The sequence below is a fragment of the Pseudomonas palmensis genome, assembly GCF_049942755.1.
GTDB classification, from domain to species: Bacteria; Pseudomonadota; Gammaproteobacteria; order Pseudomonadales; family Pseudomonadaceae; genus Aquipseudomonas; species Aquipseudomonas palmensis.
The window spans coordinates 2,918,400-2,945,333 of record NZ_CP187958.1; the positions used below are offsets into that span (position 1 = coordinate 2,918,400).

The 26,934-nt window shown below is 65.1% G+C and carries 28 protein-coding genes; 18 read left to right on the top strand and 10 right to left on the bottom strand.

Features of this window, described 5'->3' with window-relative positions; translation table 11 throughout:
- Positions 1–19: 19 nt before the first annotated feature.
- From mpl to ACPRTJ_RS13470, 3 genes are read left to right on the top strand one after another with little or no spacing between them, the layout of a single operon-like run.
- Positions 20–1,369, top strand: a complete 1,350-nt coding sequence (mpl, locus tag ACPRTJ_RS13460; protein ID WP_104571893.1) for a UDP-N-acetylmuramate:L-alanyl-gamma-D-glutamyl-meso-diaminopimelate ligase — start codon at positions 20–22, stop codon at positions 1,367–1,369.
- Complete coding sequence (gene ubiX, locus ACPRTJ_RS13465; RefSeq protein ID WP_043863917.1) at positions 1,366–1,995, top strand: flavin prenyltransferase UbiX; 630 nt, start codon at positions 1,366–1,368, stop codon at positions 1,993–1,995. Before mpl ends, ubiX begins: the two co-directional genes overlap by 4 nt.
- Positions 1,992–2,282 carry a YceK/YidQ family lipoprotein gene (locus ACPRTJ_RS13470; RefSeq protein WP_088514348.1) on the top strand — a complete coding sequence of 97 codons (291 nt, stop codon included), beginning with the start codon at positions 1,992–1,994 and terminating at the stop codon, positions 2,280–2,282. The genes ubiX and ACPRTJ_RS13470 overlap by 4 nt, the downstream gene beginning before the upstream one ends.
- Before the next feature lie 90 nt (positions 2,283–2,372).
- Here the strand turns inward: ACPRTJ_RS13470 and ACPRTJ_RS13475 are convergent, their stop codons facing one another.
- From ACPRTJ_RS13475 to ACPRTJ_RS13485, 3 genes are all read right to left on the bottom strand, one after another.
- On the bottom strand, positions 2,373–3,014 hold the full coding sequence (locus tag ACPRTJ_RS13475) for an oxidoreductase (RefSeq protein WP_043863915.1): 642 nt from the start codon (positions 3,012–3,014) through the stop codon (positions 2,373–2,375).
- A gap of 26 nt (positions 3,015–3,040) precedes the next feature.
- Positions 3,041–4,762 carry a C13 family peptidase gene (locus ACPRTJ_RS13480; protein ID WP_078481390.1) on the bottom strand — a complete coding sequence of 574 codons (1,722 nt, stop codon included), beginning with the start codon at positions 4,760–4,762 and terminating at the stop codon, positions 3,041–3,043.
- Between the two features lie 87 nt (positions 4,763–4,849).
- Entirely contained in the window at positions 4,850–5,305 is a 456-nt protein-coding gene (locus ACPRTJ_RS13485) for a MaoC family dehydratase (protein ID WP_043863913.1), read from the bottom strand.
- A 170-nt stretch (positions 5,306–5,475) separates the two neighbouring features.
- On the opposite strand from ACPRTJ_RS13485, the gene ACPRTJ_RS13490 reads away from it, so the two are divergent.
- Genes ACPRTJ_RS13490 through ACPRTJ_RS13500 form a run of 3 tightly spaced genes read left to right on the top strand, consistent with a single transcriptional unit; the run spans position 5,476 to position 7,151 of the window.
- On the top strand, positions 5,476–5,838 hold the full coding sequence (locus ACPRTJ_RS13490; RefSeq protein WP_043863912.1) for a CidA/LrgA family protein: 363 nt from the start codon (positions 5,476–5,478) through the stop codon (positions 5,836–5,838).
- Entirely contained in the window at positions 5,835–6,551 is a 717-nt protein-coding gene (locus ACPRTJ_RS13495) for an LrgB family protein (RefSeq protein ID WP_426427003.1), read from the top strand. The genes ACPRTJ_RS13490 and ACPRTJ_RS13495 overlap by 4 nt, the downstream gene beginning before the upstream one ends.
- Before the next feature lie 9 nt (positions 6,552–6,560).
- Positions 6,561–7,151: an LON peptidase substrate-binding domain-containing protein gene (locus ACPRTJ_RS13500; RefSeq protein WP_043863910.1), complete on the top strand. Its 591-nt coding sequence runs from the start codon at positions 6,561–6,563 to the stop codon at positions 7,149–7,151.
- A 3-nt stretch (positions 7,152–7,154) separates the two neighbouring features.
- On the opposite strand, the gene ACPRTJ_RS13505 is transcribed toward ACPRTJ_RS13500, so the two are convergent.
- Positions 7,155–8,471, bottom strand: a complete 1,317-nt coding sequence (locus tag ACPRTJ_RS13505) for a bifunctional DedA family/phosphatase PAP2 family protein (RefSeq protein ID WP_054916340.1) — start codon at positions 8,469–8,471, stop codon at positions 7,155–7,157.
- A 4-nt stretch (positions 8,472–8,475) separates the two neighbouring features.
- Positions 8,476–9,168 (bottom strand): DNA-3-methyladenine glycosylase, encoded by a 693-nt coding sequence (locus ACPRTJ_RS13510; RefSeq protein WP_043863908.1) that lies wholly within the window; start codon positions 9,166–9,168, stop codon positions 8,476–8,478.
- A gap of 190 nt (positions 9,169–9,358) precedes the next feature.
- Between ACPRTJ_RS13510 and ACPRTJ_RS13515 the strand changes: the two genes are divergently transcribed.
- The 12 genes from ACPRTJ_RS13515 (at position 9,359) to lipA (ending at position 20,718) form a co-directional block, all read left to right on the top strand.
- Entirely contained in the window at positions 9,359–10,630 is a 1,272-nt protein-coding gene (locus tag ACPRTJ_RS13515; protein WP_043863907.1) for a glutamate-5-semialdehyde dehydrogenase, read from the top strand.
- Positions 10,631–10,632: 2 nt separating this feature from the next.
- Positions 10,633–11,319 (top strand): nicotinate-nucleotide adenylyltransferase, encoded by a 687-nt coding sequence (gene nadD, locus ACPRTJ_RS13520; RefSeq protein ID WP_426427004.1) that lies wholly within the window; start codon positions 10,633–10,635, stop codon positions 11,317–11,319.
- Between the two features lie 44 nt (positions 11,320–11,363).
- A complete protein-coding gene (gene rsfS / locus ACPRTJ_RS13525) occupies positions 11,364–11,789 on the top strand; it encodes a ribosome silencing factor (RefSeq protein WP_088514344.1) in 426 nt (141 codons plus the stop codon).
- A 9-nt stretch (positions 11,790–11,798) separates the two neighbouring features.
- Positions 11,799–12,266 carry a 23S rRNA (pseudouridine(1915)-N(3))-methyltransferase RlmH gene (gene rlmH, locus ACPRTJ_RS13530; protein ID WP_010222895.1) on the top strand — a complete coding sequence of 156 codons (468 nt, stop codon included), beginning with the start codon at positions 11,799–11,801 and terminating at the stop codon, positions 12,264–12,266.
- Between the two features lie 15 nt (positions 12,267–12,281).
- Positions 12,282–14,234: a penicillin-binding protein 2 gene (gene mrdA, locus ACPRTJ_RS13535; RefSeq protein ID WP_054916341.1), complete on the top strand. Its 1,953-nt coding sequence runs from the start codon at positions 12,282–12,284 to the stop codon at positions 14,232–14,234.
- Positions 14,235–14,265: 31 nt separating this feature from the next.
- Positions 14,266–15,369: a rod shape-determining protein RodA gene (rodA, locus tag ACPRTJ_RS13540; protein WP_043863944.1), complete on the top strand. Its 1,104-nt coding sequence runs from the start codon at positions 14,266–14,268 to the stop codon at positions 15,367–15,369.
- A 17-nt stretch (positions 15,370–15,386) separates the two neighbouring features.
- Positions 15,387–16,397, top strand: a complete 1,011-nt coding sequence (gene mltB, locus ACPRTJ_RS13545) for a lytic murein transglycosylase B (RefSeq protein WP_043863903.1) — start codon at positions 15,387–15,389, stop codon at positions 16,395–16,397.
- On the top strand, positions 16,397–17,398 hold the full coding sequence (locus ACPRTJ_RS13550) for a septal ring lytic transglycosylase RlpA family protein (RefSeq protein WP_043863902.1): 1,002 nt from the start codon (positions 16,397–16,399) through the stop codon (positions 17,396–17,398). The genes mltB and ACPRTJ_RS13550 overlap by 1 nt, the downstream gene beginning before the upstream one ends.
- Positions 17,399–17,533: 135 nt before the next feature.
- Positions 17,534–18,694: a D-alanyl-D-alanine carboxypeptidase family protein gene (locus ACPRTJ_RS13555; protein ID WP_043863901.1), complete on the top strand. Its 1,161-nt coding sequence runs from the start codon at positions 17,534–17,536 to the stop codon at positions 18,692–18,694.
- A 76-nt stretch (positions 18,695–18,770) separates the two neighbouring features.
- Entirely contained in the window at positions 18,771–19,046 is a 276-nt protein-coding gene (locus tag ACPRTJ_RS13560; RefSeq protein ID WP_043863900.1) for a DUF493 domain-containing protein, read from the top strand.
- A complete protein-coding gene (gene lipB / locus ACPRTJ_RS13565; RefSeq protein ID WP_043863899.1) occupies positions 19,046–19,693 on the top strand; it encodes a lipoyl(octanoyl) transferase LipB in 648 nt (215 codons plus the stop codon). The genes ACPRTJ_RS13560 and lipB overlap by 1 nt, the downstream gene beginning before the upstream one ends.
- A 2-nt stretch (positions 19,694–19,695) precedes the next feature.
- Positions 19,696–20,718 carry a lipoyl synthase gene (gene lipA, locus ACPRTJ_RS13570; protein WP_043863898.1) on the top strand — a complete coding sequence of 341 codons (1,023 nt, stop codon included), beginning with the start codon at positions 19,696–19,698 and terminating at the stop codon, positions 20,716–20,718.
- Between the two features lie 136 nt (positions 20,719–20,854).
- Here the strand turns inward: lipA and ACPRTJ_RS13575 are convergent, their stop codons facing one another.
- The 5 genes from ACPRTJ_RS13575 to leuS form a co-directional block, all read right to left on the bottom strand.
- Positions 20,855–22,171, bottom strand: coding sequence for a lytic murein transglycosylase (locus ACPRTJ_RS13575; protein WP_043863897.1), 1,317 nt, complete (start codon positions 22,169–22,171; stop codon positions 20,855–20,857).
- 61 nt (positions 22,172–22,232) lie between these two features.
- Positions 22,233–22,397, bottom strand: coding sequence for an alternative ribosome rescue factor ArfA (gene arfA, locus ACPRTJ_RS13580; RefSeq protein WP_054916343.1), 165 nt, complete (start codon positions 22,395–22,397; stop codon positions 22,233–22,235).
- A gap of 140 nt (positions 22,398–22,537) precedes the next feature.
- A complete protein-coding gene (gene holA, locus ACPRTJ_RS13585; RefSeq protein ID WP_058540594.1) occupies positions 22,538–23,575 on the bottom strand; it encodes a DNA polymerase III subunit delta in 1,038 nt (345 codons plus the stop codon).
- A 39-nt stretch (positions 23,576–23,614) separates the two neighbouring features.
- Positions 23,615–24,220, bottom strand: a complete 606-nt coding sequence (gene lptE / locus ACPRTJ_RS13590) for an LPS assembly lipoprotein LptE (protein WP_282361842.1) — start codon at positions 24,218–24,220, stop codon at positions 23,615–23,617.
- A gap of 58 nt (positions 24,221–24,278) precedes the next feature.
- On the bottom strand, positions 24,279–26,885 hold the full coding sequence (gene leuS / locus ACPRTJ_RS13595) for a leucine--tRNA ligase (RefSeq protein WP_054916346.1): 2,607 nt from the start codon (positions 26,883–26,885) through the stop codon (positions 24,279–24,281).
- Positions 26,886–26,934: the final 49 nt, after the last annotated feature.

Here is a 26,934-nt window from a genome sequence, read left to right on the forward strand (position 1 = left end):
ACGTTTCGTGAGGTCGACCATGCACATTCATATTCTCGGTATCTGCGGTACTTTCATGGGCTCGCTGGCGGTGCTGGCCAAGGAGCTTGGCCACCGCGTCACCGGCTCCGACGCCAACGTCTATCCCCCCATGAGCACCCAGCTCCAGGCCCAGGGCATCGAGCTGCATCAAGGCTATGACGCCGCCCAGCTGGAGCCGGCCCCCGACCTGGTGGTGATCGGCAACGCACTGTCGCGGGGCAACCCGGCGGTGGAGTACGTGCTGAACAAGGGCCTGCCCTACGTGTCGGGCCCGCAGTGGCTGGCTGACCACGTGCTGCAGGGCCGCTGGGTATTGGCCGTGGCCGGCACCCACGGCAAGACCACCACCAGCAGCATGCTGGCCTGGGTGCTGGAGCATGCCGGGATGAGCCCGGGCTTTCTGATCGGCGGTGTGCCGCAGAACTTCTCGGTGTCGGCGCGCCTGGGCGCCACGCCGTTCTTCGTGGTCGAGGCCGATGAGTACGACAGCGCGTTCTTCGACAAGCGTTCCAAGTTCGTGCACTACCGTCCGCGCACCGCCATTTTGAACAACCTCGAGTTCGATCACGCAGACATCTTCCCTGATCTGCCTGCCATCGAGCGCCAGTTCCACCATCTGGTGCGCACCATTCCGAGCGAAGGCCTGGTCATTCACCCCACCACCGAGCCGGCCCTGCAGAAGGTGATCGAGATGGGCTGCTGGACCCCGGTGCAGACTACCGGCGCCGGTGGCCAGTGGCAGGTGAAACTGCTCAGCGCCGACGGTTCGCGCTTCGAAGTCAGTTTCGAAGGCCAAGCCCAGGGCGTGGTGGAGTGGGAGCTGACCGGCCAGCACAACGTGGCCAACGCCCTGGCCACCCTGGCCGCTGCCCGCCATGTGGGCGTGGTGCCGGCCATCGGGATTGCCGCCTTGAGCGCGTTCAAGAGCGTCAAGCGGCGCATGGAAAAGGTCGCTGAAGTCCAGGGTGTGACCATCTATGATGACTTTGCCCACCATCCGACCGCCATTGCCACCACCCTCGACGGGCTGCGCAAGCGCATCGGCGACGCCCCGTTGATCGCGGTGATCGAGCCGCGCTCCAACTCCATGAAGCTGGGCGCCCACCGTGATGGCCTGCCCCAGAGCGTGTGCGATGCCGACCAGGTGATCTGGTATGCACCGCCCAATCTGGGCTGGGACCTGGCCGCCACCGCCGCCGAGTGCACGGTGCCGTCGGTTGTCGCCGACAGTCTCGAGGCGATCATCGAGCGGGTCAAAAGCCAGGCCGCGCCGGGCACCCAAGTGGTCATCATGAGCAACGGCGGCTTTGGCGGGCTGCACGGCAAGCTGGCCGAGGCACTGCGATGAGCGGCCCGGAGCGCATCACGCTGGCCATGACCGGTGCCTCCGGGGCGCAGTACGGGTTGCGTCTGCTCGATTGCCTGGTGCGTGAAGACCGCGAGGTGCATTTTCTGATCTCCAAGGCTGCGCAACTGGTGATGTCGACCGAGACCGACGTGGTGTTGCCGGCCAAGCCGCAGTCGATCCAGGCGTTTCTGACCGAGTACACCGGCGCTGCGGCCGGGCAGATCCGGGTATACGGGCGCGAGGACTGGATGTCGCCGGTGGCCTCGGGCTCCGGGGCGCCGGCAGCGATGGTGGTGGTGCCCTGTTCCACCGGCACGCTGTCGGCAATCGCCACCGGGGCCTGCAACAACCTGATCGAGCGGGCCGCGGACGTGACCTTGAAGGAGCGTCGGCAGTTGATTCTGGTGCCGCGCGAGGCGCCTTTCTCGACTATCCACCTGGAGAACATGCTCAAGCTGTCGCAGATGGGCGCGGTGATATTGCCGGCCTCGCCGGGCTTCTATCACCAGCCGCAGACCATCGACGACCTGGTGGATTTTGTGGTGGCGCGGATTCTCAACCTGCTGGATGTTCCGCAGGACATGCTGCCGCGCTGGGGCGAGCACCATGTTGGCGGCGAGGAGTGAAGGCGCTGCTGGTGGCAGGCCTGGCGGTGCTGGCACTGAGCAGCGGCTGCGCCACGGTGCGCACGCTGGATGCGGCCAAGCCGGGGGCACCGGTGGTGTATTCGGGTACGCGGCTGGATCTGTATGCGCTGCGGGGCGGTTGCTGCCCTGAAGACCGTTTTGGCGCGCCGGCACCGGCGTACCCGGGGCTGGACCTGCCGGGCAGTGCACTGCTCGATACGGTGTTGCTGCCGTTGTCGGTGCTGACGGTGCTGGGGGTGGGGTTTCAGGCTACCGGCGGGTTGTAGCCAGCGGCCTCATCGCGGGTCGAGCCCGCTCCCACAAGGGGCTGAGCTGTCCTTGTGGGAGCGGGCTCGACCCGCGATGAGGCCTTTGAATTACTTACCCAATCTACGCAGTTCATCGGACTCCACGGTCCGGACCCCGTCCTGCTCTTCCAGCGCCAGGCGCCACAGCGCCCGCGCCAGTTGGCAGGCTTCGATGCCGCGGTACTTGCCCGGCAGCAGCCGCGACAACGGCCCGGCAAACTGCTCACCGAGCCGAGGCTCGATACGCTCGCCCAGCAGCACCGACGGCCGCGCGATTGTCAATTGCGGCCAGTCCTGCGCCATGAGTGCCTGTTCCATCTCGCCCTTGACCCGGTTGTAGAACACCGACGACTTGGGGTCGGCGCCAATCGCGCTGACCACCAGCAGGTGCCGTGCACCCATTTCCCGCGCCCGCTTGCTGAACGCCACCACCATGTCCAGGTCGACGGCGCGAAACGCCGTTTCTGAACCTGCCTGTTTGATGGTGGTGCCCAGGCAGCAGAAGGCGATGTCCACCCGGCCGCTCAACTGCGGCAGGAACACCGCCGGGTCGCCGACCGGGTTCTCCAGGTGCGGGTGTTCGGCCAGCGGCCGGCGCGTGGGGGCCAGCACACGGCTCACGGTCGGCTCGTTGAGCAGCCGATCCAGCAAATGCTCACCAGTCAGCCCGGTGGCTCCGGCAATCAGGATGTGCTGAGGCGTCAGGTACATGATGTCTCTCCCTTGATACAGTCAGCTTAGTGGCTGCTTGTATTTTCTGCTTGTACCGCATCGGCACTTTGCAGTGCTTTTCGTGCCTGTTGCTGGCGCAGCTTCTGCCAGTGCTGCAGCACCCGTTGCGGCGCCCACAGCTGAGGTTCGGAAGCCTCGAAGCCATCGGCCTGCTCGCGCTGCTGCACCGTGGTCTTGGCCAGTTCGAAGGCCTGCTGCAGGTCGTCGGTCTGGTTCAGTGCCCGGGCGAACAGTGCTTCGCCGAAATAGGTGAAGTCGGCCTCTTCGGAGCAGCCGAATGACACCCGGTCGGCACGCGATGCGGTCATGATCAAGGTCTTGTCGTCCTTGAGTGAATCGATGTAACCCCCCGAGTAGCACGCAGAGATCACGATTATCTTGTCACGTTCCTTTAGTGGGGCAAGCGCGGCCGAGAGTTCATCGGCGGGCAGGTCGGCCAGTTGCAGGCGCGGCAGATCCAGCACCAGTTCATGTTCGTGGCTGCCGTGGCTGGTCAGGTAGATGAACACCAGGTCTTCGGGGCCGCTGCGCTCGGCCAGGGTGCGTGCGGCCCGCGCCAGGTTCTCGCGGGTGGCCAGGGGGCGGTCGGCCATGTGGTCGCGGTGGTTGACCAGGGCGACCTGGCCAGTGGCACCGAAACGGGTCTTGAGCATGTCGCTGACGTAGTCGGCCTCGCGCATGAACACGCTCTGGTTGCCATCGCCGGCCAGGGCCAGGCTGTACAGTTCGATGGCCGGGGTGGAGGCCGGTACCTGGGCCAGCGCCTTGTCGAGCAGGGTGCCCTGCTTGAGCAGGGCCAGCTCCAGGGGGTCGGGCAACAGGCGCCCGTGTTCGTCGCGCACGCGCAGGCCGTTGACCCAGTGGCCGCTTTCGACACTGCCGTCGACCTGCGTCAGCCGGCCTTTGCCCTGGTAGGTGTCGTTTTCGAAACCGCCGACGTACAGGCTGCCGTCGGGCAATTGCAGGCGGCCCTGGCCGGCGAAGCGCCAGTCGCGAAACTCGCCCTTGTAGTGGCTGCCGTCGCTGCCGAACAGCTCGCCCTTGCCGGTCAGCGAGCCGTCGCGGAACTGGCCGATCCACACGTCGCCATCGGCGTTTTCGTAACGGCCACGACCTTGCAGGTGGTTGTCCTTGAATTCACCGATGTACTGGTCGCCTTCGGCGCTGTTGAAGGTGCCGCTGCCCTGCAACTGGCCGTCGACGAAGCGCCCGCTGAACTGGTTGCCACTGGCATCGCTGCGGATGCCTTCGCCGTGGGGTTTGCCCTTGGCGAACAGGCCCTGGTACTGGCTGCCGTCGGCCAGGGTCAGTTCGCCGGCGCCGTTGTACTGGTCGTCCTTGAACTGCCCGCGATACTGTACCTGGCCTTCCCTGAGGGTGCCTTCGCCGTCACGCCGGCCAAGCTTGAAGCCGCCGCTGTAGTGGCTGCCCGGGGTGGTCAGCTCGCCCTGGCCGTGAAACAGACCCTGCTGGAACTCGCCGCGGTACACCTCGCCATTGCTGCCGTGCCATTCGCCGCGGCCCTGCCACTGGCCCTGCTGGAAGTTGCCGGCATACCAGCTGCCATTGGGGTAGTCGATGCGCCCCGGGCCCTGCAGCAGGCCATTGACCACGTCGCCACGGTAGCGGCCGCCATCGGGCAGGCGTGCATCGGGCGGTGACAGCGGTTCACCGTCGCCACAGGCGGCGAGCAGCAGGGTCAGGGCAAGGGGTACGAATGGGCGCATGGCGGGGTCCGGGCAAGTCAGGCCCCGAGTATGCCGCAGTTTGTCGCGGGTGAAACAGCCGCTGGCAGCTGTTTCACCTTGGGCGGGTCAGACGAAGCAGAGCGACAGTGGCTCGGCGATATAGGCGGGTTTGTCCTGGCCTTCGATTTCCAGGGTGGTGGTGGCCTTGAGCAACCACTGGCCCGGTTTCTTCTCGATGGCCTCGCTCAGGTCGACCTTGAGACGAACCCGCGAACCGACCTTCACCGGCTGGATGAAGCGCACGCTGTCCAGGCCATAGTTGACGACCATCTTCAGCCCCTCGGGCAGCACGAGGATGTCTTCCATCAGCTTGGGAATCAGCGAAAGGGTGAGAAAACCGTGGGCAATGGTGCTGCCAAATGGCGTTTTTGCCGCCTTCACCGGGTCCACATGAATGAACTGGAAGTCGCCGGTAGCCTCGGCGAACAGGTTGATGCGCTCCTGGTCGATGGTCAGCCACTCGGAACGTCCCAGTTCCTTTCCAACGTACTGCGCCAGCTCTGCAACGGGTACATAGGGCATTGCGACTCTCCTGGTTGTCTTTGATTTTGTTGTGACTGCTACAGGTTCGACTGCTTAAGATCAGCACGCCGACCGGATGCGGTCAAGTCACCGTTGTTTCAGCGAATATCGGGGTATAGACCAGTCGTTAGCGTGCTTATAATGGCCGCCAGGCCTGAGGGAGAAGTGCAATGTTGTTGCGTGGTTTGACGTGGCTCGTGCTGTTCCAGTTGCTGGGGACGGCGATCAATCACCTGTTTCTGTCGATGCTGCCGGGGCCGATCATCGGGCTGGTGCTGTTGCTGGCGTACCTGATGCTGCGCGGCGAGGTCAGTGCGCCGTTGAGCGAGGCGGCCAGCAGCCTGCTGCGCTACCTGCCGTTGCTGCTGGTGCCGCCGGCAGTGGGTGTGATGGTGTACGCCGCCGACATTGCTGCCGACTTCTGGGCCATCGTCGGTTCGCTGGTGCTGTCGGTGCTGATCGCCCTGGCGTTCTGTGGCGTGCTCATGCAGAAGATGATTGCCCGTCAGGCCCGTCGTGAGGAAAAGCCATGAGCCTGGACTGGCACGGCGCCCTCGATGCGGTCATCCACCACCCGCTGTTCGGCATCGGTATCACCCTGGGGGCCTATCAGCTGGTGTTGGCGGCCTATGACAAGACCCGCTGGATCTTCCTGCAGCCGGTACTGGTATCGATGCTGGTGGTGATCGTTGTACTGGTGACGTGCGGCGTGTCCTACGCCGAGTACCGCAAGAGCACCGAAATCATGAACATCCTGCTGGGCCCGGCCACCGTGGCCCTGGCGGTCCCGCTCTACCTGAACCTGCGGCGTATTCGCCAGCTGTTGTGGCCGACCTTGACTACGCTGGTAATCGGCGGCCTGGTCGCGACCTGTGCCTGCCTGTTGCTGGGCTGGTGGTTCGGTGCCGAACACATGATCCTGATGACCATGGCGCCCAAGTCGGTGACTTCGCCGATTGCGATGCTGGTGGCCGAGCAGATCGGCGGGGTGGCGGCGCTGGCGGCAGTGTTCGTGCTGATCACCGGGGTGATCGGGGCGATCTTCGGCCCGGCCCTGCTGTCGGCCTGCGGGGTGAGCAGCCCGGAAGCCCGCGGCATGGCACTGGGCATCAGTGCGCACGCGGTGGGCACGGCGGTGGCGTTGGAAGAAAGCGAGGAAACCGGGGCCTTCGCGGCCCTGGGCATGAGCCTGATGGGAGTGGTCACGGCGGTGTTCCTGCCGTTGGCGGTCAGCCTGGTTGCCTGAGGATATTCGATGACATTGCCCCTGTTTCCACTCAATACCGTGCTGTTCCCCGGCTGCAAGCTCGACCTGCAGATCTTCGAGGCGCGCTACCTGGACATGATCGGCCGCTGCATGAAGCAGGGCGGCGGGTTCGGCGTGGTGTGCATCCTCGAAGGCGAGCAGGTGGGCAATGCCCCGTCGGGGTTCGCGACAATCGGCTGCGAGGCGTTGATACGCGACTTCCAGCAGCAGGACAACGGCCTGCTGGGCATTCGCGTCGAAGGTGTGCGGCGCTTCGATGTCGGCCCCTACGAGGTGCAGAAGGACCAACTGCTGCTGGCCGACGTGAACTGGCGCAGCGAACAGCCCGACGCCCCCCTGGAGGAGGACGATCACGACCTGCTGGCATTGCTCGGCGCGCTGGGCGAGCACCCGATGGTGGCGGCACTGGATATGCCGGTCGAAGTCATCGGCCAGCAGGCACTGGCCAACCAGCTGGCCTACCTGCTGCCCTTCGAGGATGAAGACAAGCTCGACCTGCTGGCCATCGATTCGCCCCGCCAGCGCCTGGACGCGATCCAGGCGCTGCTCGAGCGGCTGCAGGGCGAGTTGTTCGCCTAGGTCTCAGTACTGGTAGCGCAGCAGGGCATGGGGCAAGGCATGCAGGGCGAAGAACGCCAGGGTGCCGGCGCAGGCCGGCAGGATCAGCCACCACACCTTGAGCGGCATGGCGCCGAGCGGTTCGCGGTGCTGCACCAGGCTCAGGCTGGCGGCGCACACGCAGCAGGCCAGCAGCGAGCCGGCGAGGATGTCGGTGGGCCAGTGTGCACCCAGGTAGACCCTGGACAGGGCAATCGACATCGCCGGCAGGCACCCCAGCAGAATCCAGGTCAGGCGCATGCGTGGCGGCTGGCCACGACCGGCCAGCACCGCCAGCGTCAGAAAGAACGCGAATGACGCCGAACTGTGGCCACTGGGCATGCTGTAGGAGGTCAGCGGGTCGCTGAGCACTTCGGGGCGCGCGCGGGCGAACAGCCACTTGAGTGTGCCGTTGGCCAGCGCCGTGCCCATCAGCGTGCAGGCGGCGAAGATCGCCGGGCGCCACTGCCGGCTCAGCAGCAGCAGGCCGGTGAGCACACCGCCCACCACGAACTGCGTACGGAAGTCGCCCAGGCGGGTGATCAGTACGATGGTGCCGTCCAGCGTGGCGCGGCGGTGTTCCTGCACCAGGGTCATCAGGCCCTGGTCGAAATCGTTCAGGTACGGCCAGCCGATGAACACCGCAGCCAGCATTACCAGGCTCAGGCCGGCGATCAGCCGTGTGCCGTAGCGCTTGCTGCGCAGGCTGGTGCTGATGCTCAGGCCGATCAATAGTGCGAGGCCGGCGGCGATGATGCCTGCTTCGGTCCAGAACCCTTCGGGCAGCGGCAGGCGCATGGCCGCGCCGGTGGCCCAGCCGGGCAGCAGGTAGGCCACCGCCCAGCCGGCACCTGCCAACAGGCTGACGGCGATGAAGCGTGGCAAGGGCATGTCGAACATGCCCGCCACCATCGGCAGCATCGGCCGCAGCGGGCCGATGAAGCGCCCCACCAGCAGGCTGGCGATGCCATAGCGCTGGAAGTAGCTCTCGGCGCTGCCGATCCATTCGGGGTGGTGGCGCAGCAGCGGCAGGCGCCGGATGTTCTGGTGGAAGCGCCGGCCCAGGGTGTAGGAAATCGCATCGCCCAGCAGCCCGCCCAGAAAGCCCAGCAGCAGGGTTTCGCTCAGGCCCAGTGCGCCGCTGCCGGCGAGAACCGCCACGGCGAACAGCAGGATGGTGCCGGGCACGATGAGCCCGGCGATGGCCAGGCATTCGACGCAGGCCACGATGAAGATTGCCAGGCCGAGCCATTGCGGGTTCGCGGTCAGCCAGCCGGTCAGGCTGTCGAGCCATGGGCCCATGGTGTCAGTTTCCTTGTGTCAGTAAGAAATAGTCGCGGCCTTCGACTTGCCCACGGCGCAGTGGGTTCCGGGTGCAGTGCGCGGCGAAGTCGGCGTCGACGAAACGGTAGGGCAGATGTTCGTCGCGCCCTTGGGGAATGCCCAGGCGTGTGGTCTGAATAATGTGTTTCACGGTTATGCCGCAGTCTTCGACGAACAGCCGCTCGGGGTCGAAACGCTGGGCGTCCCAGTGCGGGACTTTCAGCCCCAGGGCCTTGCACAGCAGGGTCTGGCCGGCACACAGGCGCTGATCGGCGCGCGGCTGGCCGCTGGCGTCGGGGTTGTTCAGCTGCATCTGCGCCAGGCTGTTGTGGTCGCTGACGGCATCCACCCAGGGGTAGGCCGACTTGATCAGCACCGCGTTGCCGGGGCCGTGGGCGCTGAAGTTGAGCGAATCGCCGCCACGGGCGTAGTACATGTAGATGTGGCCGCCATCGAGGAACAGGGCCTTGCGTTTTTCGGTGTAGCCCAGCGAGGCGTGGCTGCCCTTGTCGGTGACGTAATAGGCTTCGGTCTCGATGATGCGCGCCGACAGCCACAGCTCGCCCTGACGATGGCGGATTACCTTGCCGAGCAGGGCCTTGGCCAGGGTCTGGGCGTCGCGGTCGAAGAAGCTGTCGGGGAGGGCCCGGGGCGGGCAGGGGGCGAATTCGGTCATGGGCGCGATAATAGCAATTTATGGTCCGGGTCGGCGGCGGGGCTTTGCTGGAGCCGGCCTTGCCGGCGAAGGGACGCGCTACGGTACATCTTCATACACTGTTTTCGACCATCCGCCTGACACCGCTGGGCGTATACCTGCATGACAGTTATAATCAGCCGATTTTCCCCTCCGCCAAGACACTGAGCCCATGACTGAGTCCGTTCTTGACTACATGACCCGCCTGGGTCGCGCCGCCCGTGAGGCCGCGCGCGTGATTGCCCGCGCCAGCACCGCGCAGAAGAACCGCGCCCTGCACGCTGCCGCCAATGCCCTGGACGCCGCCCGCGCCGAGCTGGGCGCCGCCAACGAACTGGACCTGGCTGCCGGCCGCGCCAATGGTCTGGAGCCGGCCATGCTCGAGCGCCTGGCGCTGACCCCGGCCCGCATCGACGGCATGATCGTCGGCCTGCGCCAGGTGGCCAGCCTGCCGGACCCGGTCGGTGCCATCCGCGACATGAGCTATCGCCCCTCCGGCATCCAGGTCGGCAAGATGCGCGTACCGCTGGGCGTCATCGGCATCATCTACGAGTCGCGCCCCAACGTGACCATCGACGCTGCCAGCCTGTGCCTGAAGTCGGGCAACGCCACCATCCTGCGTGGCGGCTCCGAAGCCATTCATTCCAACCGTGCCATTGCCGCCTGCATCCAGCGCGGCTTGGCCGAGGCCGACCTGCCCGCGGCGGTGGTGCAGGTGGTCGAGGTCACCGACCGCGAGGCGGTGGGCGCGCTGATCAGCATGCCCGAGTACGTCGACGTGATCGTGCCCCGTGGCGGCAAGGGCCTGATCGAACGGGTCAGCCGCGACGCACGGGTGCCGGTGATCAAGCACCTGGACGGCATCTGCCACGTGTACGTGGCCGAGCACGCCGAGCTGGACAAGGCCCAACGCATCGCCTTCAACGCCAAGACCTATCGCTACGGCATCTGCGGCGCCATGGAAACCCTGCTGGTCGACCAGTCGGTCGCTGCGGCGTTCCTGCCGGCGATGGCCAGCCAGTTTCGCGACAAGGGCGTGGAGCTGCGGGGCTGCGAGCGCACCCGGCAGATCATCGAGGCACTGCCGGCCAGCGAAGACGACTGGAGCACCGAGTACCTGGCGGCGATTCTGTCGATTCGCGTGGTCGATGGCCTGGATGCGGCCATCGAGCACATCAACCACTATGGTTCGCACCATACCGATTCGATCGTCACCGAACACCAGGGTCAGGCCCGGCGCTTTACCGCCGAGGTCGACTCCTCGTCCGTGATGATCAACACCCCGACCTGCTTTGCCGACGGCTTCGAGTACGGCCTGGGGGCCGAGATCGGCATTTCCACCGACAAGCTGCACGCACGCGGCCCGGTCGGCCTGGAAGGGCTGACCTGCGAGAAGTACGTGGTGATCGGTGACGGCCAGCTGCGCGGTCAGGAGTCGTTCTGACCTTGGCCGAGCACAGCTCGCTCGCCGTTGCTGCCACGCCGTCGCCCGCCCGGCGCATCGGCGTGCTCGGCGGCACGTTCGATCCGGTGCACATCGGTCACCTGCGCAGTGCGCTGGAGGTGGCCGAGGTGCTGACGCTGGACGAACTGCGCCTGATGCCCAATGCGCGCCCGCCGCACCGCGACATGCCGCAGGTGTCGGCGCAGGATCGCCTGGCCATGGTCGAGCGCGCGGTCGAGGGCGTGCCCCTGCTGAGCGTCGATGCGCGTGAGCTGGCCCGGGACAAGCCGTCCTACACCATCGATACGCTGGAGCTGATGCGCGCCGAAATGGCCGCTGACGACCAGTTGTTCCTGCTGCTGGGCTGGGACGCATTCTGCGGCCTGCCGAGCTGGCATCGCTGGGAAGAGTTGTTGCAACACTGTCATATCCTGGTGCTTCAGCGCCCGGATGCCGACGTCGAGTCGCCGGATGCCCTGCGCAACCTGCTGGCCGCACGTTCGGTGAGTGACCCGCAAGCCCTGCAGGGGCCGGCCGGGCACATAGCATTCGTCTGGCAGACACCCTTGTCGGTGTCGGCCACGCAGATCCGACAGCTGCTGGCCAGCGGCAAGTCGGTGCGGTTTCTGGTGCCGGACGCAGTACTGGCCTATATCGATGCGCACGGCCTGTACCGTGTGCCGAACTGAGTGCGCCAACGGCGCCTCATACCTACGAGTTGAATGAGTTTTATATGAGCAAGCAAGAAATGATTAAAGGCGAAGAGCTGGTCAAGGTCGCGGTAGCTGCCCTTGAAGACGTCAAGGCCCAGGACGTCCTGGTCATCGACGTTCGCGACAAGCAGAGCATCACCGACTACATGATCATCGCCACCGGTACCTCCAACCGTCAGATCAGCGCGATGCTGGACAAGGTCCGCCAGATGGTCAAGGAGAAGGGCGTTCGTCCGCTGGGCGAAGAAGGCAAGGGCGACAGCGACTGGGTGCTGCTGGACCTGGACGACGTCATCGTGCACATGATGACCGCCTCGGCCCGTCAGTTCTACGACCTGGAGCGCCTGTGGAAAGGTGCCGAGCAGAGCCGTGCCGCCGATGGCAAGCACCACAGCCCGGAGCACACCCACGAGCACTTCGCCAAGCTCAACAAAGACCAGGAATAAGGTAGCCCCGTGCGTCTGCGTCTGATCGCGGTCGGCTCGCGCATGCCCAAATGGGTCGAGGACGGCTGGCATGAATATGCCAAGCGCCTGCCGTCGGAGCTGTCCCTGGAGCTGGTGGAGATACCGCTCAACACGCGCGGCAAGAATGCCGACGTTGCCCGCCTGATCCGTCAGGAGGGCGAGGCCATGCTGGCCAAGGTCCAGCCGGGCGAGCGTATCGTCACCCTCGAGGTGCACGGCAAGCCGTGGAGCACCGAACAGCTGGCGGTCGAACTGGACCGCTGGCGCCTCGACTCGCGTACCGTCAACTTCATGGTCGGCGGCCCCGAAGGGCTGGCGCCGGAAGTCTGTGCGCGGGCCGAGCAGCGCTGGTCGCTGTCGCCGCTGACCTTGCCGCACCCGTTGGTAAGGATACTGATCGGCGAACAGCTGTACCGCGCCTGGACCGTGTTGTCCGGGCACCCTTACCACAAATAGTCGTAAGCCTTTTCAATGTCGCAGCCGATTCGCCTCAAGGACCACGAGAAAGACGCCCGCCTGGTGCGTAGCCGCGTCGTGGTCGGCGCAGTCGCGATCGTGCTGCTGATTTGCGTGCTGATCGCCCGGCTGTACTACCTGCAGGTCATTCAGTACGACTACCACTCCACGCTGTCGGAGAACAACCGGGTGCATGTGCAGCCGATCCCGCCGACACGCGGGCTGATCTTCGACCGCAACGGGGTGATCGTCGCCGACAACCGGCCAAGTTTCAGCCTGACCATGACCCGCGAGCGTTCCGGTGACTGGCAGCAGGTGCTCGATTCCATCGTCGAGGTGCTGGAGCTGACCGAGGACGACCGGGCACTGTTCGAAAAACGCATGCGCCAGGGGCGTCGGCCCTTCGAGCCGGTACCGATCCTGTTCGAGCTGACCGAAGAGCAGATCGCCCGGATAGCGGTGAACCAGTTCCGTCTGCCCGGTGTGGAGGTGGCGGCGCAGCTGGTACGCCATTACCCGCAGGGTGCGCACTTTGCGCATTCGGTCGGCTATGTGGGGCGCATCAACGAAAAAGAGCTCAAGTCCCTCGACCCGGTCAACTACAGTGGCACCCACCATATCGGCAAGACCGGTATCGAGCGCTTCTACGAAGCCGAGCTGCATGGCCAGGTCGGCTACGAAGAGGTCGAGACCAACGCCCGTGGCCGGGTGCTGCGGGTGCTCAAGCGTACCGATCCGATCCCCGGCAAGGACATCGTCCTGAGCCTGGACATCAAGTTGCAGGAAGCCGCCGAAGCGGCGCTGGGCGGTCGTCGTGGCGCGATCGTGGCGCTCGACCCGAACACAGGTGAAGTGCTGGCGATGGTCAGTCAGCCGAGCTTCGACCCCAACCCCTTCGTCACCGGCATCAGCTTCAAGGCCTATGCCGAGCTGCGCGACTCGATCGACCGCCCGCTGTTCAACCGCGTACTGCGCGGCCTGTATCCGCCGGGGTCGACGATCAAGCCGGCAGTGGCCATCGTCGGCCTGGACACCGGCGCGGTCACGGCCACCTCGCGGGTGTTCGACCCGGGCTACTACCAACTGCCCAACTATGACCACAAGTACCGCAACTGGAACCGCACCGGCGATGGCTGGGTCGACCTCGACACGGCGATCATGCGTTCCAACGACACCTATTTCTACGACCTGGCGCACAAGGTCGGCATCGACCGGCTTTCGGCGTACATGAACCGCTTCGGCATCGGCCAGAAGGTCGCGCTGGACATGTTCGAGGAATCCTCCGGGCTGATGCCGTCGCGTGACTGGAAGCGCGCGACCCGGCGCCAGGCCTGGTTCCCCGGCGAGACACTGATCCTCGGCATCGGCCAGGGCTACATGCAGGCCACGCCGCTGCAACTGGCCCAGGCCACCGCGCTGATCGCCAGCAAGGGCAAGTGGAACCGCCCACACCTGGCCAAGACCGTCGAGGGCGTGCGCCCGGTGGACGAGAACCCGATGGAAGACATCGTGCTGCGTGACAAGGCCGACTGGAACAGGGTCACCCACGGCATGGAGATGGTGATGCACGGTGCCCGCGGCACCGCGCGCAAGGCCGCCATCGGCGCGCAGTACCGCATCGCCGGCAAGAGTGGTACCGCACAGGTGGTCGCGATCAAGCAGGGCGAGAAGTATGACCGCAACAAGGTGCAGGAGCGTCACCGCGACCACGCCCTGTTCGTGTCCTTCGCCCCGGCCGAAAACCCGAAGATCGTGGTGTCGGTGATGGTCGAGAACGGCGAGTCCGGCTCCGGCGTGGCCGCCCCCGTGGTGCGCCAGGTGATGGACGCCTGGCTGCTCGACCAGAACGGTCGCCTCAAGCCTGAATACGCCAACCCCGCGGGTGCCCCGACCAATGTGTCGGTGACCACCCCGGCCGCCCCGCCAGCCAACCCTACAACCGCGCAGGAAACGGCCCGTGAAGAGTAATTTCGATCGCATGCTCTCCAGCGAGGACGTGATGCGCCGCCGCGCCAGCTTCCTGCAGCGCATCCACGTCGACGGCCCGCTGCTGGTGCTGCTGCTGACCCTGGCCGCCGGCAGCCTGTTCGTGCTGTATTCGGCCAGCGGCAAGAACTGGGACATGCTGCTCAAGCAGGCGTCCTCGTTCGGCCTGGGCCTGGTGTCGATGTTCGTCATCGCCCAGCTGGAGCCACGCTTCATGGCGCGCTGGGTGCCACTGGCGTACGTCGGCGGGGTGATCCTGCTGGTGGTGGTGGACGTGATGGGCCACAACGCCATGGGCGCCACGCGCTGGATCAACATCCCCGGGGTGATCCGCTTCCAGCCGTCGGAGTTCATGAAGATCATCATGCCGGCGACCATCGCCTGGTACCTGGCCAAGCGCACCCTGCCGCCGCACCTCAAGCACGTGATGATCAGCCTGATCCTGATCGGTGTGCCGTTCATTCTCATCGTGCGCCAGCCCGACCTGGGCACCGCGTTGCTGATCCTGGCCTCGGGCGCGTTCGTGCTGTTCATGGGCGGGCTGCGCTGGCGCTGGATCCTCAGCGTGCTGGCGGCGGCAGTGCCGGTGGCGGTGGCGATGTGGTTCTTCGTCATGCACGACTACCAGAAGCAGCGCGTGCTGACCTTCCTCGACCCGGAAAGCGACCCGTTGGGCACCGGCTGGAACATCATCCAGTCCAAGGCGGCGATCGGCTCGGGTGGGGTATTCGGCAAGGGCTGGCTGCTCGGCACCCAGTCGCACCTGGACTTTCTGCCCGAGAGCCACACCGACTTCATCATCGCCGTGCTCGGCGAGGAATTCGGCCTGGTGGGCATCTGCGCGCTGCTGCTGATCTACCTGCTGCTGATCGGTCGCGGCCTGGTGATCACGGCCCAGGCGCAGACGCTGTACGGCAAGCTGCTGGCCGGCAGCCTGACCATGACCTTCTTCGTATACGTGTTCGTCAATATCGGTATGGTGAGCGGCCTGTTGCCCGTGGTGGGCGTGCCGCTACCCTTCATCAGCTATGGCGGAACTTCGCTCGTGACGCTGCTGTCAGCGTTTGGGGTTTTGATGTCGATCCACACGCACCGCAAATGGATCGCGCAGGTTTGAATAAGGTGAACAATTCAATGCAAGCAATGCGTGGCTGGGTGGCTCGCTGTGCCCCCTGGGTCGGGCTGTTGGGGCTGCTGGCCCCAGGTCAGCAGGCGAGTGCCGCCGATTATGACGGCTCGCCCCAGGTGGCCGAGTTCGTCGGCGAGATGACCCGCGACTACGGCTTTGCCGGCGAGCAACTGATGGCGGTGTTTCGCGAGGCGCAGCGCAAGCAGTCGATCCTGGATGCGATCTCGCGCCCGGCCGAGCGGGTCAAGCCGTGGAAGGAATACCGGCCGATGTTCATCACCGACGCGCGCATCGCCCGCGGTGTGGACTTCTGGCGCCAGCACGAGGCCACCCTGGCGCGCGCCGAAAAGGAATACGGCGTGCCTGCCCAGGTGATCGTGGCGATCATCGGCGTGGAGACCTTCTTTGGCCGCAACACCGGCAATTACCGGGTGATCGACGCGCTGTCGACCCTGGGCTTCGATTACCCGCCGCGGGCCGAGTTCTTCCGCAAGGAGCTGCGCGAGTTCCTGCTGCTGGCCCGCGAAGAGCAGGTCGACCCGCTGACCCTCAAGGGCTCGTACGCCGGCGCCATGGGCCTGCCGCAGTTCATGCCCAGCAGCTTTCGCGCCTATGCCGTGGACTTCGACGGCGACGGCCACATCAATATCTGGACCAACCCGGACGATGCCATCGGCAGCGTGGCCAGCTACTTCAAGCGCCATGGCTGGGTGGCCGGCGAGGGCGTGGTCAGCCGCGCCCAGGTGCGTGGCGAACGTGTCGACGAGGGCCTGAGCCCGGGTATCGAGGCGGTCAAGACCGTCGCGCAGTTGCGGGCACTGGGCTGGTCGAGTCATGATGCGCTGCGCGATGATCTGCCGGTCACCGCCTTCCGGCTCGAAGGCGACAACGGCCCGGAATACTGGCTGGGCCTGAAGAATTTCTACGCGATCACTCGCTACAACCGCAGCGTGATGTACGCCATGGCGGTACATCAACTCTCGGATCAGCTGGTCCAGGCAAGGGGCGCCAGGTAATGCGCGTACTGTTTACTGACACATCTCTCAAACTGATCGGTTGCGCGGCCCTGGGCCTGTTGCTGGTCAGCTGCTCCTCCAGCCGCCCGACGCCGCAAGGTGGCAGCAACGTGGTTCGCGCCAAGCCGGGCCTGGACATCAACCGGGCCCACAAGGACGGCGCGCCGTGGTGGGACGTGGATGTCTCGAAGATCCCCGACGCCACCCCAACGGTGCACACCGGCAACTACAAGGCCAACCCCTACACGGTGCTGGGCAAGACCTACTTCCCGATCCAGGACTCGCGCAATTACCGCGCCGAGGGTACGGCGTCGTGGTACGGCACCAAGTTCCACGGGCAGAACACCGCCAATGGCGAGGTGTACGACCTGTACGGCATGAGTGCGGCGCACAAGACCCTGCCACTGCCGGCCTACGTCAAGGTGACCAACCTGGACAACCAGCGCAGCGTGATCCTGCGGGTCAACGACCGTGGTCCGTTCTATTCGGACCGCATCATCGACCTGTCCTACGCCGCGGCCAAGAAGCTCGGCTACGCCGAAACCGGTACCGCCCGGGTGCGCGTCGAGGGCATCGACCCGCAGCAATGGTGGGCCCAGCGTGGTCAGCAGGCGCCGATGGTGCTCAACCAGCCCCAGGTGGCCCAGACCCAGCCGCTGCCGGCCAGTACCGGCACCGTAGAGCAATGGACCCCGCCGCCGCAGCAGCACGCGGCGGCCGTGGTGCCGGTGCAGGTTGCCAACAACGGCAGCGGGCCGGCCAGCAATGGTCTTTACTTGCAGGTCGGCGCGTTCGCCAACCCGGACGCGGCCGAACTGCTGCGCTCCAAGCTCAGCGGCATGGTCAGTGCGCCGGTGTTCATCAGTTCCATCGTGCGCAACCAGCAGACCCTGCACCGCGTGCGCCTGGGGCCGATCAACAGCCAGGGCGAGGCCCAGCAGATGCAGGACAGCGTGCGCCTGGCCAACCTGGGGCAACCCAAAGTCGTCACGGCAGACTGATCGGGGGGACTGATCGGTTTGTCATGCAGTCGGGCAGAGCAGCCATGTACAATGGCCGTTTTGCTCGCCAGGCCCAGCGCCTGGAATACGTTTTGCCCGCGAGGGCATGAGCCCAATAGCCATTTCGAGAGACGGATGAACATAACCAGCTTTGCCAAACGCCTTTGCCTGCTTGTACCGCTGATGATCGCTCCTGCCGCTTTCGCGGCAGAGCAGATGATGCCGTCGCCGCCGCAACTGGCAGCCAAGTCCTACGTGCTCATGGAAGCCTCCAGCGGCAACATCCTGGTCGAGAACAATGGCGACCAGCGCCTGCCTCCGGCGAGCCTGACCAAGCTGATGACCGCCTACATCGCCACCCTGGACATCCGTCGCGGGCAGATCGGCGAGAACGATCCGGTCACCGTCAGCGAAAACGCCTGGCGTACCGGCGGTTCGCGCATGTTCATCAAGGTCGGCACCCAGGTCAGCGTCAGCGACCTGCTGCACGGCATCATCATCCAGTCCGGCAACGACGCCAGCGTCGCCCTGGCCGAGCACATTGCCGGCAGTGAAGACGCCTTCGCCGACATGATGAACAAGACTGCCACCGACCTGGGCATGAGCAACAGCCACTTCATGAACCCCACCGGCCTGCCGAACCCCGAGCACTACTCCTCGGCGCACGACATGGCGGTGCTGGCACGGGCGATCATCCACGAGGATCCGGCGCACTACGCGATCTACTCGCAGAAGGAATTCTTCTGGAACAACATCAAGCAGCCCAACCGCAACCTGCTGCTGTGGCGCGACAAGACCGTCGACGGCCTGAAGACCGGCCACACCGACGAGGCGGGCTACTGCATGGTGTCCTCGGCAGTACGTGACGGCATGCGCCTGATCGCCGTGGTGTTCGGTACCAACAGCGAGCAATCGCGCGCTGCCGAAACCCAGAAGCTGCTGACCTACGGTTTCCGCTTCTTCGAGACCCAGACCTTCTACCAGAAGGGCACCGAACTGGCCCAGGCGCCGGTGTGGAAGGGCAAGACAGCCCAGGTCAAGGCAGGTCTTGCCGAAGACCTGAGCATGACTTTGCCTAAAGGCCAATTGAAGAAGCTGGCTGCAAGCATGACCATGAACCCGCAGCTGACCGCGCCTATCGCCAAAGGTGACGTGATCGGTAAAGTGGAAGTCAAACTGGATGACAATGTGGTACACAGCGCCGACCTGATCGCGCTGGACGACGTGGAGGAAGGTGGTTTCCTGCGTCGTGCGTGGGATAGCATTCGGCTATTCTTCTACGGGCTGTTCAACTGATATCGTGACCTGCCATGCCCCCGCACACTCACGCGGGGGCATTGTTGTTGCCACGGCTTACGAGGCCGTTACTGCCATGACCGAACCAGACGTCAAGTCGCACAAGATCGAATTCCCCTGCGCCGATTACCCGATCAAGATAATCGGCGACACCGTGGTCCATTTCAGGGACACGGTGATCGAGATTCTCAAGAAATATGCCGAGGTCGACCTCAAGACCCTGGCCGAGCGCCAGAGCAAGGAAGGCAAGTACACCACGGTGCAGCTGCACATCATTGCCACCAGTGAAGACCAGTTGCAGAACATCAACAGTGCCCTGCGCGCGACCGGAATCGTGAAAATGGTGCTCTGATGTCGGCCAGCCTCGGCTTTCGCGACCTCGGCCTGCTGCCTTACACGGCCGTGCTCGAGGCCATGCGTCGGTTCACCGACCAGCGTGGCCCGGGCACGGCCGATGAAGTGTGGCTGGTTGAACACCCGCCGGTGTTCACCCAGGGCCAGGCCGGCAAGGCCGAGCACCTGCTGCTGCCGGGAGATATCCCGGTGGTGCAGACCGACCGCGGTGGCCAGGTGACCTACCATGGGCCGGGTCAGCTGGTGGCCTACCTGTTGCTCGATGTACGCCGCCTGGGCTTTGGCGTGCGTGACCTGGTCAGCCGCATGGAGCGCTGCCTGATCGAGCTGCTGGGCAGTTATGGCGTCGAGGCGGCGGCCAAGCCCGACGCGCCTGGCGTCTACGTCGACGGGGCGAAGATCGCCTCCCTCGGCTTGCGCATTCGCAATGGCTGTTCTTTCCATGGCCTTGCCTTGAACGTGGACATGGACCTTGCGCCATTCCGCCGGATTAACCCCTGCGGGTATGCGGGGCTGGCCATGACCCAGCTGCGCGATCAGGCAGGCCCGATCGAACTCACCGAGGTAAGGGCAAGGCTGCGCGGGCAGCTGGTCAAGCACCTCGACTATGCTGAGCAGACGACCCTTGCGGGCGGAATCGACTGAATATGAATACTGTTGTGCAAGAACCGCAGCAAACCCTTATTCCCACTCAGGACGTCAGCGCGCGCCCGGCCCCACGGCCCAAGGTCGAAGCTGGCGTCAAGCTGCGTGGCGCCGAAAAGGTTGCACGTATCCCGGTCAAGATCATCCCGACCGAGGAACTGCCGAAAAAACCTGACTGGATCCGCGTGCGCATCCCGGTGTCGCCGGAAGTCGACCGCATCAAGCAGCTGCTGCGCAAGCACAAGCTGCACAGCGTGTGCGAAGAGGCTTCCTGCCCGAACCTGGGCGAGTGCTTCTCGGGTGGCACCGCCACCTTCATGATCATGGGTGACATCTGCACCCGTCGCTGCCCGTTCTGCGACGTCGGCCACGGCCGGCCCAAAGCGCTGGATGTCGACGAGCCGATGAACCTGGCCGTGGCCATCGCCGACCTGCGCCTGAAGTACGTGGTGATCACCTCTGTGGACCGCGACGACCTGCGTGACGGCGGTGCCCAGCACTTTGCCGACTGCCTGCGCGAGATCCGCAAGCTGTCGCCGGGCGTGCAGCTGGAAACCCTGGTGCCGGACTACCGCGGACGCATGGACGTGGCACTGGCGATCACGGCGCAAGAGCCGCCGGATGTGTTCAACCACAACCTGGAAACCGTGCCGCGCCTGTACAAGGCCGCGCGTCCGGGTTCGGACTACCAGTGGTCGCTGACCCTGCTGCAGAAGTTCAAGGAGCTGGTGCCGCACGTACCGACCAAGTCCGGCCTGATGCTGGGCCTGGGCGAGACCGACGAGGAAGTGATCGAGGTGATGCATCGCATGCGCGAGCACAACATCGACATGCTGACCCTGGGCCAGTACCTGCAGCCATCGCGCAGCCACTTGCCGGTGCAGCGTTTCGTGCACCCGGACACCTTCGCCTGGTTCGCCGAGGAAGGCTACAAGATGGGCTTCAAGAACGTCGCCTCGGGCCCGCTGGTGCGTTCGTCGTACCATGCCGACCAACAGGCGCACGAGGCCAAGATCAAGCTGTGACCGGCGTGTGACTGGCTGAAAAAAGGCCCCCGTACCAGCGATGGTACGGGGGCCTTTTTGTTGATGGCTTCACTGGCTTCTTCGCCGGCAAGGCCGGCTCCTACAGGCTGTGGGAGCCGGCCCTGCTGTCGCGCTGTCAGCGCTTGCGCAGGCTTTCCAGCAGCTTGTGCGTCGGGTAGCCATCGGCCGGCCAGCCCTGCGCCTGCTGCGCACTGCGGATGGCCTTGCGCGTGTTGGCGCCGATGATCCCGTCTGCGGTACCCGCGTCATAATTGTTGGCGCTGAGCAGTTGCTGCAGCTCGATCCGCTCGCTGCGGCTCAGCGGCAGGTCATCCTTGGGCCACGACCCGCGAATGAAGCCCGAGTTGTCGAAGCGTTCCGCCAGCAGGCTTACGGCCAGCGCATAGGACGACGAGTTGTTGTACTTGAGGATCGCGCGGAAGTTGTCCAGCACCAGGAATGCCGGGCCACGGGCGCCCGCCGGCAGCAGCAGGGCGGCCGACAGCTGTTCGGTACCAGCCGGGGCACGGGCACCGGCTGGCAGGGTCACACCCAGTTGCTGCCACTCGGCCACGCTCTTGCGCAGGCTGCCATCGGCCAGCCAGTAGTCGAAGCTGCCTGGCACCTGGACTTCGAAGCCCCAGGGCTCGCCACGTTTCCAGCCGGAGCTTTGCAGGTAGTGCGCGGTGGAGGCCAGCGCATCGGCCGAGCTCTTCCAGATGTCGCGGCGACCGTCGCCGTCGAAGTCCACGGCGTGGGTGTTGTAGGTGGTCGGGATGAACTGGGTCTGGCCCATTGCGCCGGCCCACGAACCCAGCATGGCCTCGGGCTGGATATCGCCGTTCTGCAGGATCTGCAGGGCCGCGATCAGCTGCGCCTGGGCAAATGCCGGGCGGCGTCCTTCATAGGCCAGGGTGGCCAGGGAGCGGATCACCGACTTGCTGCCCTGGAACTGGCCGAAGTTGCTCTCCATGCCCCATACCGACACCAGTACGCTGCGGTCCACGCCATAGCGTTGCTCCAGCTGGCTGAGCAGAACGGCATGCTGGTCGAGCAGCTTCTTGCCGTTGCGAACGCGCAGGGGCGACAGCGCGCCCTCGAGGTATTCCCACACCGGCCGGGTGAATTCGGGTTGGCTGCGGTCGGCCTTGATCACGTCCATGTCGGGGGTGATGCCGATGAACGCGCGGTCGAAGGTGGCCGGGGTGATGCCGGCCTGCAGGGCCTGCTGACGAAAGCCGGCTTGCCATTGGGCAAAGGTCTGCAGGGGCTGGATTTCCGGGCTGGCGTCGGTGTTCGGGGTGGGCAGGGTGACCACCGGGGCAGGTTGCGCGGGAGCCAGGGGCAGGGTGTCGGCGACGGTAGGTTGCTCGGCACAGGCGACGAGCAGGATAAGGCTGGAAGCTGCGGTCAGCTGGCGAAGTTGCCGGCGACGGGAGGGGCATAAGGGCATGCATGGGTCCAGGTATTTCAGGTCAGGTGACGACCATATCATGCCTGTGGGTTTCTTGCTTTCATGCGGCCAAAAAGTGAGAAGCCTCCCAATCTCTCGATTGGAAGGCTTCGCGGCGGTAGCTGCCTTTGCCTTTGCCGGCGGGTTCCTGACGGCTGCGGAACAAGGGCTGGGCGATGATCGATTTGGCCTTGTTGGGCCGGTGCTTTGCGGGCTTTTTGCTCATGGCAGAGGTCCTGCTCAGATGGGTGTGGGCGCAATATAGGCGCTGAACCCCTCGCAGGCAAGGGCAGAGCCGGCATTGCCGGCGATGGGCTGCGCAGCGGCCCCCCAGAAGCTTCGGCGGTGCTGACCGTCAGTTGGGGGTTACTCGGCAGGCAATGCCAGCCGCTGCCCCGCCATCAACAGCGACAGCCGCGACAGGCTCACCCAGGGCGAGCCCTGGGCCTGGCCCTTTATCTGCGCATCGATGCGCTGGGCATCCTGCAGCAGCTGCGCCCAGCGTTGCGCCGAGTAACGCTGCAGGGCCTTGCTCATCAACGGCTTGCGCTTGTCCCACACTGGCGGGCGAGCCTGGCTGAACGCCTTGTCCAGCGGCACGCCCTGGGCGAACTGCTGGGCCAGGCCGGCCAGTACACGCAGCTCGCGCGCCAGTGCCCAGAGGATCACCGGTGGCTCGACCCCTTCGCCGCGCAGCCCCTCGAGCATGCGCAGTGCATGCGCGGCCTCGCCGTTGAGGATCGCATCGACCAGGCCAAACACGTCGAAACGTGCACTGTCGGCCACTGCTGCCTGCACGGTTTCCACGGTGATCGTGTTGCCGTCGGCCAGCAGCTTGAGCTTTTCGATCTCCTGCGCTGCGGCCAGCAGGTTGCCTTCGACCCGTGCGGCGATCAGCTCCACCGCATCACGCTGGGCCGAGAGCCCGGCCTGGGCCAGGCGCTGGTTGATCCATTGCGGCAGCTGTTGGGTGTCGACCGGCCAGATCTGCACGAACTGCACCTGCTGGCCTTCGATCAGGGCCTTGCCCCACTTGGTCTTCTGCGCGCTGCCATCAAGCTTGGGCAGGCTGACCAGCAGCAGGGTGTCGTCGGCCGGGCGCGCACAGTATTCGATCAGTGCCGCCGCGCCCTTGTCGCCGGGCTTGCCCGATGGCAGGCGCAGCTCCAGCACACGCTTTTGCGCGAACAGCGACAGGCTGGCACCGGCCTGCAGCAGGGTGCCCCAGTCGAAGTTGGCGTCGGCGCTGAACACCTGGCGTTCGTCGAACCCTTGCTGGCGAGCCGCCAGGCGCACCGCATCGGCGGCTTCCTGGCACAGCAACGGGTCGTCGCCACTGATCACGTAGACCGGTGCGAGGTTGCCTTGCAGGTGTTTGGGCAGTTGGGCAGGTGTGAGCTTCATAGGGCAGATAGACGGGGCGCCGAAGCGCCCCGTTCAGGCTCAGTTGGCCGGCAGTTCCAGCGGCGATTGCTGGGGGGTTGCATCCTGGGCACGGCGTGCAGCTTCAAGCGCCTGGGCTTCGGCCTTGGCCCGCTCATCGGCCTGCTGTTGCAGGCTATCGAGCTGCTCGGGGGTCAGTTGCTGCAGGCGCAGCACCATGCGCTGTACCAGCTCGCGACGAATCTCGTCACGGATCTGGCCCGCTTCCTGATCGGAACCGGTCAGGTTGTTGCTGTCGTGCACGTAGACCTTCTGCACTTCGATCTTGTCGTTCAGCAGGCTCAGGTTGTCCAGGCCCTTGATTTCGTAGCTAAGCTCGGTGGTCAGCTCGTACTCCACCGAACGGCCGGCGCCGGCATAGCTGGCTGCGCGCTGGTTTTCCTGTTCGTTGGTCAGGATCAGCTTGTACGGCGCACCTGTGTGCACGTTGACGCCGCTGGTTTGCAGTACCTGGCGCAGCTGGGTCACGGTTTCGCCATAGGCGTTGCGCGCGCTCAGGTCGAGTTCCTTGAGGCTCAGCTCGGTGACACCGGTTCCGCGCAGCTGGAAACCGCAGGCGCTGAGCAGGACCGCCAGGCCCATCACCAGCAGATTGCGTTTGATCATCTTGTTGCTCCCTTGAACCTTGTAGGCGGTGCGGGCGCCATCAAGGCGCCCGTTGCTCTCAGTTGGCGACGATATTGACCAGCTTGCCAGGTACCACGATGACCTTGCGGATGCTCAGGCCTTCGGTGAAACGCAGCACGTTCTCGTTGCTGCGCGCGGCGGCCTCGATTTCTTCACGGCTGGCACCGGCCGGCATTTCGATGTGCCCGCGCAGCTTGCCGTTGACCTGGATGACCAGTTCGAGGGTGTCCTGCACCAGCGCGCTTTCGTCGACCGCCGGCCAGCCGGCATCGATGATGGCCTGGGTGTGGCCCAGGCGCTGCCACAGCTCGTGGCTGATGTGCGGGGTGATCGGCGCCAGTATCAGGGCCACGGTCTCCAGGCCTTCCTGGATCAGTGCACGGTCCAGGTCGGTGGCTTGCGAGGCCTTTTCCAGCACGTTCATCAGGGTCATCACCTGGGCGATGGCGGTGTTGAACTTGTTGTGCTGGCCCACGTCGATGCTGGCCTGGCGGATCGCCGAATGGGTGGCACGGCGTACCAGCTTCTGTGCGTCGTTCAGGTTGCCCAGCTCCAGCTTGCCCGGCAGGCCCTGGCCGACGTGGGCCTGGGCCAGGCGCCAGACGCGGCGCAGGAAGCGGTTGGCACCCTCGACGCCGGAGTCGGACCACTCCAGGCTCATGTCGGGCGGCGAAGCGAACATCATGAACAGGCGGCAGGTGTCGGCACCGTAGGCTTCGATCATCGATTGTGGGTCGACGCCGTTGTTCTTGGACTTGGACATCTTCTCGGTGCCGCCGATGATCACCGGCAGGCCGTCGGTCTTCAGGCGCGCACTGATGGCCTTGCCCTTGGCATCCAGCTCGACTTCGACGTCGGCCGGGTTGAACCAGTCCTGGCCGCCATTGCTGGCGACACGGTAGTAGGTGTCGGCCACGACCATGCCCTGGGTCAGCAGGTTCTTGAACGGCTCGTTGGAGGTGACCAGCCCTTCGTCGCGCATCAGCTTGTGGAAGAAGCGCGCGTACAGCAGGTGCAGGATCGCGTGCTCGATACCGCCGATGTATTGATCGACCGGCAGCCAGTGGTTGGCCGCCTTAGGGTCGACCAGGCCCTGGTCGTAGTTGGGCGAGGCATAACGGGCGAAGTACCAGGACGACTCGACGAAGGTGTCCATGGTGTCGGTTTCGCGCTTGGCCGGCTGGCCGCATTTCGGGCAGCTGCATTCGTAGAATTCAGGCAGGCGCGCCAGCGGCGAGCCGGCGCCGTCCGGAACCACGTTCTCCGGCAGGATGACCGGCAGTTGGTCTTCCGGCACCGGTACGTCGCCACAGGCGTCGCAATGGATGATCGGGATCGGGCAGCCCCAGTAGCGCTGGCGGCTGATGCCCCAGTCGCGCAGGCGGAACTGGGTGCGGGATTGGCCCAGGCCCTTGGTGATCAGGGCGGCTTCGATGGCATCGAAGGCGCCGGGGAAGTCCAGGCCGTCGAACGCGCCGGAGTTGATCAGCTGGCCGTGCTCGTTGTAGGCGGCCTGCCATTCGCTGCCCACTTGATCGCCGGCACTGGTGCGCACCACGGTCTTGATCGGCAGCTTGTACTTGGTGGCGAACTCGAAGTCGCGTTCGTCGTGGGCCGGTACGGCCATGACTGCGCCGTCGCCGTAGTGCATCAGCACGTAGTTGGCGACCCACACCGGGAGCTTCTCGCCGGTCAGCGGGTGCTCGACCAGCAGCGAAGTGGCCAGGCCCTTCTTCTCCTGGGTGGCGACGTCGGCTTCGGCAACGCTGCCGCTCTTGCACTCGTCTATGAACGCCTGCAGCTCAGGGTTGCCCTTGGCTGCGAGGGTCGCCAGCGGGTGCTCTGCGGCCACTGCCACGTAGGTGGCGCCCATCAGGGTGTCGGGGCGGGTGGTGAAGACTTTCAGCGTGCCCGCTTCGCCGATGCTGGCCTGGTCGTAGGGGAACTGCACTTCCATGCCGCGCGACTTGCCGATCCAGTTGCGCTGCATGGTCTTGACCTGTTCAGGCCAGCCCGGCAGCTCGTCGAGGCTTTCCAGCAGCTCGTCGGCGTAGGCGGTGATCTTGAAGTAGTACATCGGGATTTCGCGCTTTTCGATCAGCGCGCCGGAACGCCAGCCACGGCCGTCGATGACCTGCTCGTTGGCCAGTACGGTCTGGTCGGCCGGGTCCCAGTTCACGGTGCCGTTCTTGCGGTAGATCACGCCCTTTTCGAACAGGCGGGTGAACAGCCACTGCTCCCAGCGGTAGTAGTCCGGCTTGCAGGTGGTGATCTCGCGGGTCCAGTCGATCGCCAGGCCCAGGCTCTTGAGCTGGGTCTTCATGTAATCGATGTTTTCGTAGGTCCACTTGGCCGGTGCCACGTTGTTCTTCATCGCGGCGTTTTCCGCCGGCATGCCGAAGGCGTCCCAGCCCATTGGCTGCAGGACGTTCTTGCCGAGCATGCGCTGGTAGCGCGCGATCACGTCGCCGATGGTGTAGTTGCGCACGTGCCCCATGTGTAGCTTGCCGCTTGGGTAAGGGAACATCGACAGGCAGTAGTAGGTGTCCTTGCCTGGCTGTTCACTGACGTCAAAAGAGTGGTGCTCGTTCCAGTAAGACTGGGCGGCGGCTTCGATTTCGCGGGGCTGATAGAGTTCGTGCATGGCTACTTTGCGCTGAGAAATGGGAGACCTTATCCAGGCTGGTTCAAAA

Bases quoted from the DNA above. Each gene is read 5' to 3' on its own strand.
- mpl (WP_104571893.1), top strand. From the start codon at position 20: ATGCACATTCATATTCTCGGTATCTGCGGTACTTTCATGGGCTCGCTG.
- ubiX (WP_043863917.1), top strand. From the start codon at position 1,366: ATGAGCGGCCCGGAGCGCATCACGCTGGCCATGACCGGTGCCTCCGGG.
- ACPRTJ_RS13475 (WP_043863915.1), bottom strand. From the start codon at position 3,014: ATGTACCTGACGCCTCAGCACATCCTGATTGCCGGAGCCACCGGGCTG.
- ACPRTJ_RS13480 (WP_078481390.1), bottom strand. From the start codon at position 4,762: ATGCGCCCATTCGTACCCCTTGCCCTGACCCTGCTGCTCGCCGCCTGT.
- ACPRTJ_RS13485 (WP_043863913.1), bottom strand. From the start codon at position 5,305: ATGCCCTATGTACCCGTTGCAGAGCTGGCGCAGTACGTTGGAAAGGAA.
- ACPRTJ_RS13490 (WP_043863912.1), top strand. From the start codon at position 5,476: ATGTTGTTGCGTGGTTTGACGTGGCTCGTGCTGTTCCAGTTGCTGGGG.
- ACPRTJ_RS13495 (WP_426427003.1), top strand. From the start codon at position 5,835: ATGAGCCTGGACTGGCACGGCGCCCTCGATGCGGTCATCCACCACCCG.
- ACPRTJ_RS13500 (WP_043863910.1), top strand. From the start codon at position 6,561: ATGACATTGCCCCTGTTTCCACTCAATACCGTGCTGTTCCCCGGCTGC.
- ACPRTJ_RS13505 (WP_054916340.1), bottom strand. From the start codon at position 8,471: ATGGGCCCATGGCTCGACAGCCTGACCGGCTGGCTGACCGCGAACCCG.
- ACPRTJ_RS13510 (WP_043863908.1), bottom strand. From the start codon at position 9,168: ATGACCGAATTCGCCCCCTGCCCGCCCCGGGCCCTCCCCGACAGCTTC.
- ACPRTJ_RS13515 (WP_043863907.1), top strand. From the start codon at position 9,359: ATGACTGAGTCCGTTCTTGACTACATGACCCGCCTGGGTCGCGCCGCC.
- rsfS (WP_088514344.1), top strand. From the start codon at position 11,364: ATGAGCAAGCAAGAAATGATTAAAGGCGAAGAGCTGGTCAAGGTCGCG.
- mrdA (WP_054916341.1), top strand. From the start codon at position 12,282: ATGTCGCAGCCGATTCGCCTCAAGGACCACGAGAAAGACGCCCGCCTG.
- rodA (WP_043863944.1), top strand. From the start codon at position 14,266: ATGCGCCGCCGCGCCAGCTTCCTGCAGCGCATCCACGTCGACGGCCCG.
- mltB (WP_043863903.1), top strand. From the start codon at position 15,387: ATGCAAGCAATGCGTGGCTGGGTGGCTCGCTGTGCCCCCTGGGTCGGG.
- ACPRTJ_RS13550 (WP_043863902.1), top strand. From the start codon at position 16,397: ATGCGCGTACTGTTTACTGACACATCTCTCAAACTGATCGGTTGCGCG.
- ACPRTJ_RS13555 (WP_043863901.1), top strand. From the start codon at position 17,534: ATGAACATAACCAGCTTTGCCAAACGCCTTTGCCTGCTTGTACCGCTG.
- ACPRTJ_RS13560 (WP_043863900.1), top strand. From the start codon at position 18,771: ATGACCGAACCAGACGTCAAGTCGCACAAGATCGAATTCCCCTGCGCC.
- lipB (WP_043863899.1), top strand. From the start codon at position 19,046: ATGTCGGCCAGCCTCGGCTTTCGCGACCTCGGCCTGCTGCCTTACACG.
- lipA (WP_043863898.1), top strand. From the start codon at position 19,696: ATGAATACTGTTGTGCAAGAACCGCAGCAAACCCTTATTCCCACTCAG.
- ACPRTJ_RS13575 (WP_043863897.1), bottom strand. From the start codon at position 22,171: ATGCCCTTATGCCCCTCCCGTCGCCGGCAACTTCGCCAGCTGACCGCA.
- arfA (WP_054916343.1), bottom strand. From the start codon at position 22,397: ATGAGCAAAAAGCCCGCAAAGCACCGGCCCAACAAGGCCAAATCGATC.
- holA (WP_058540594.1), bottom strand. From the start codon at position 23,575: ATGAAGCTCACACCTGCCCAACTGCCCAAACACCTGCAAGGCAACCTC.
- lptE (WP_282361842.1), bottom strand. From the start codon at position 24,220: ATGATCAAACGCAATCTGCTGGTGATGGGCCTGGCGGTCCTGCTCAGC.
- leuS (WP_054916346.1), bottom strand. From the start codon at position 26,885: ATGCACGAACTCTATCAGCCCCGCGAAATCGAAGCCGCCGCCCAGTCT.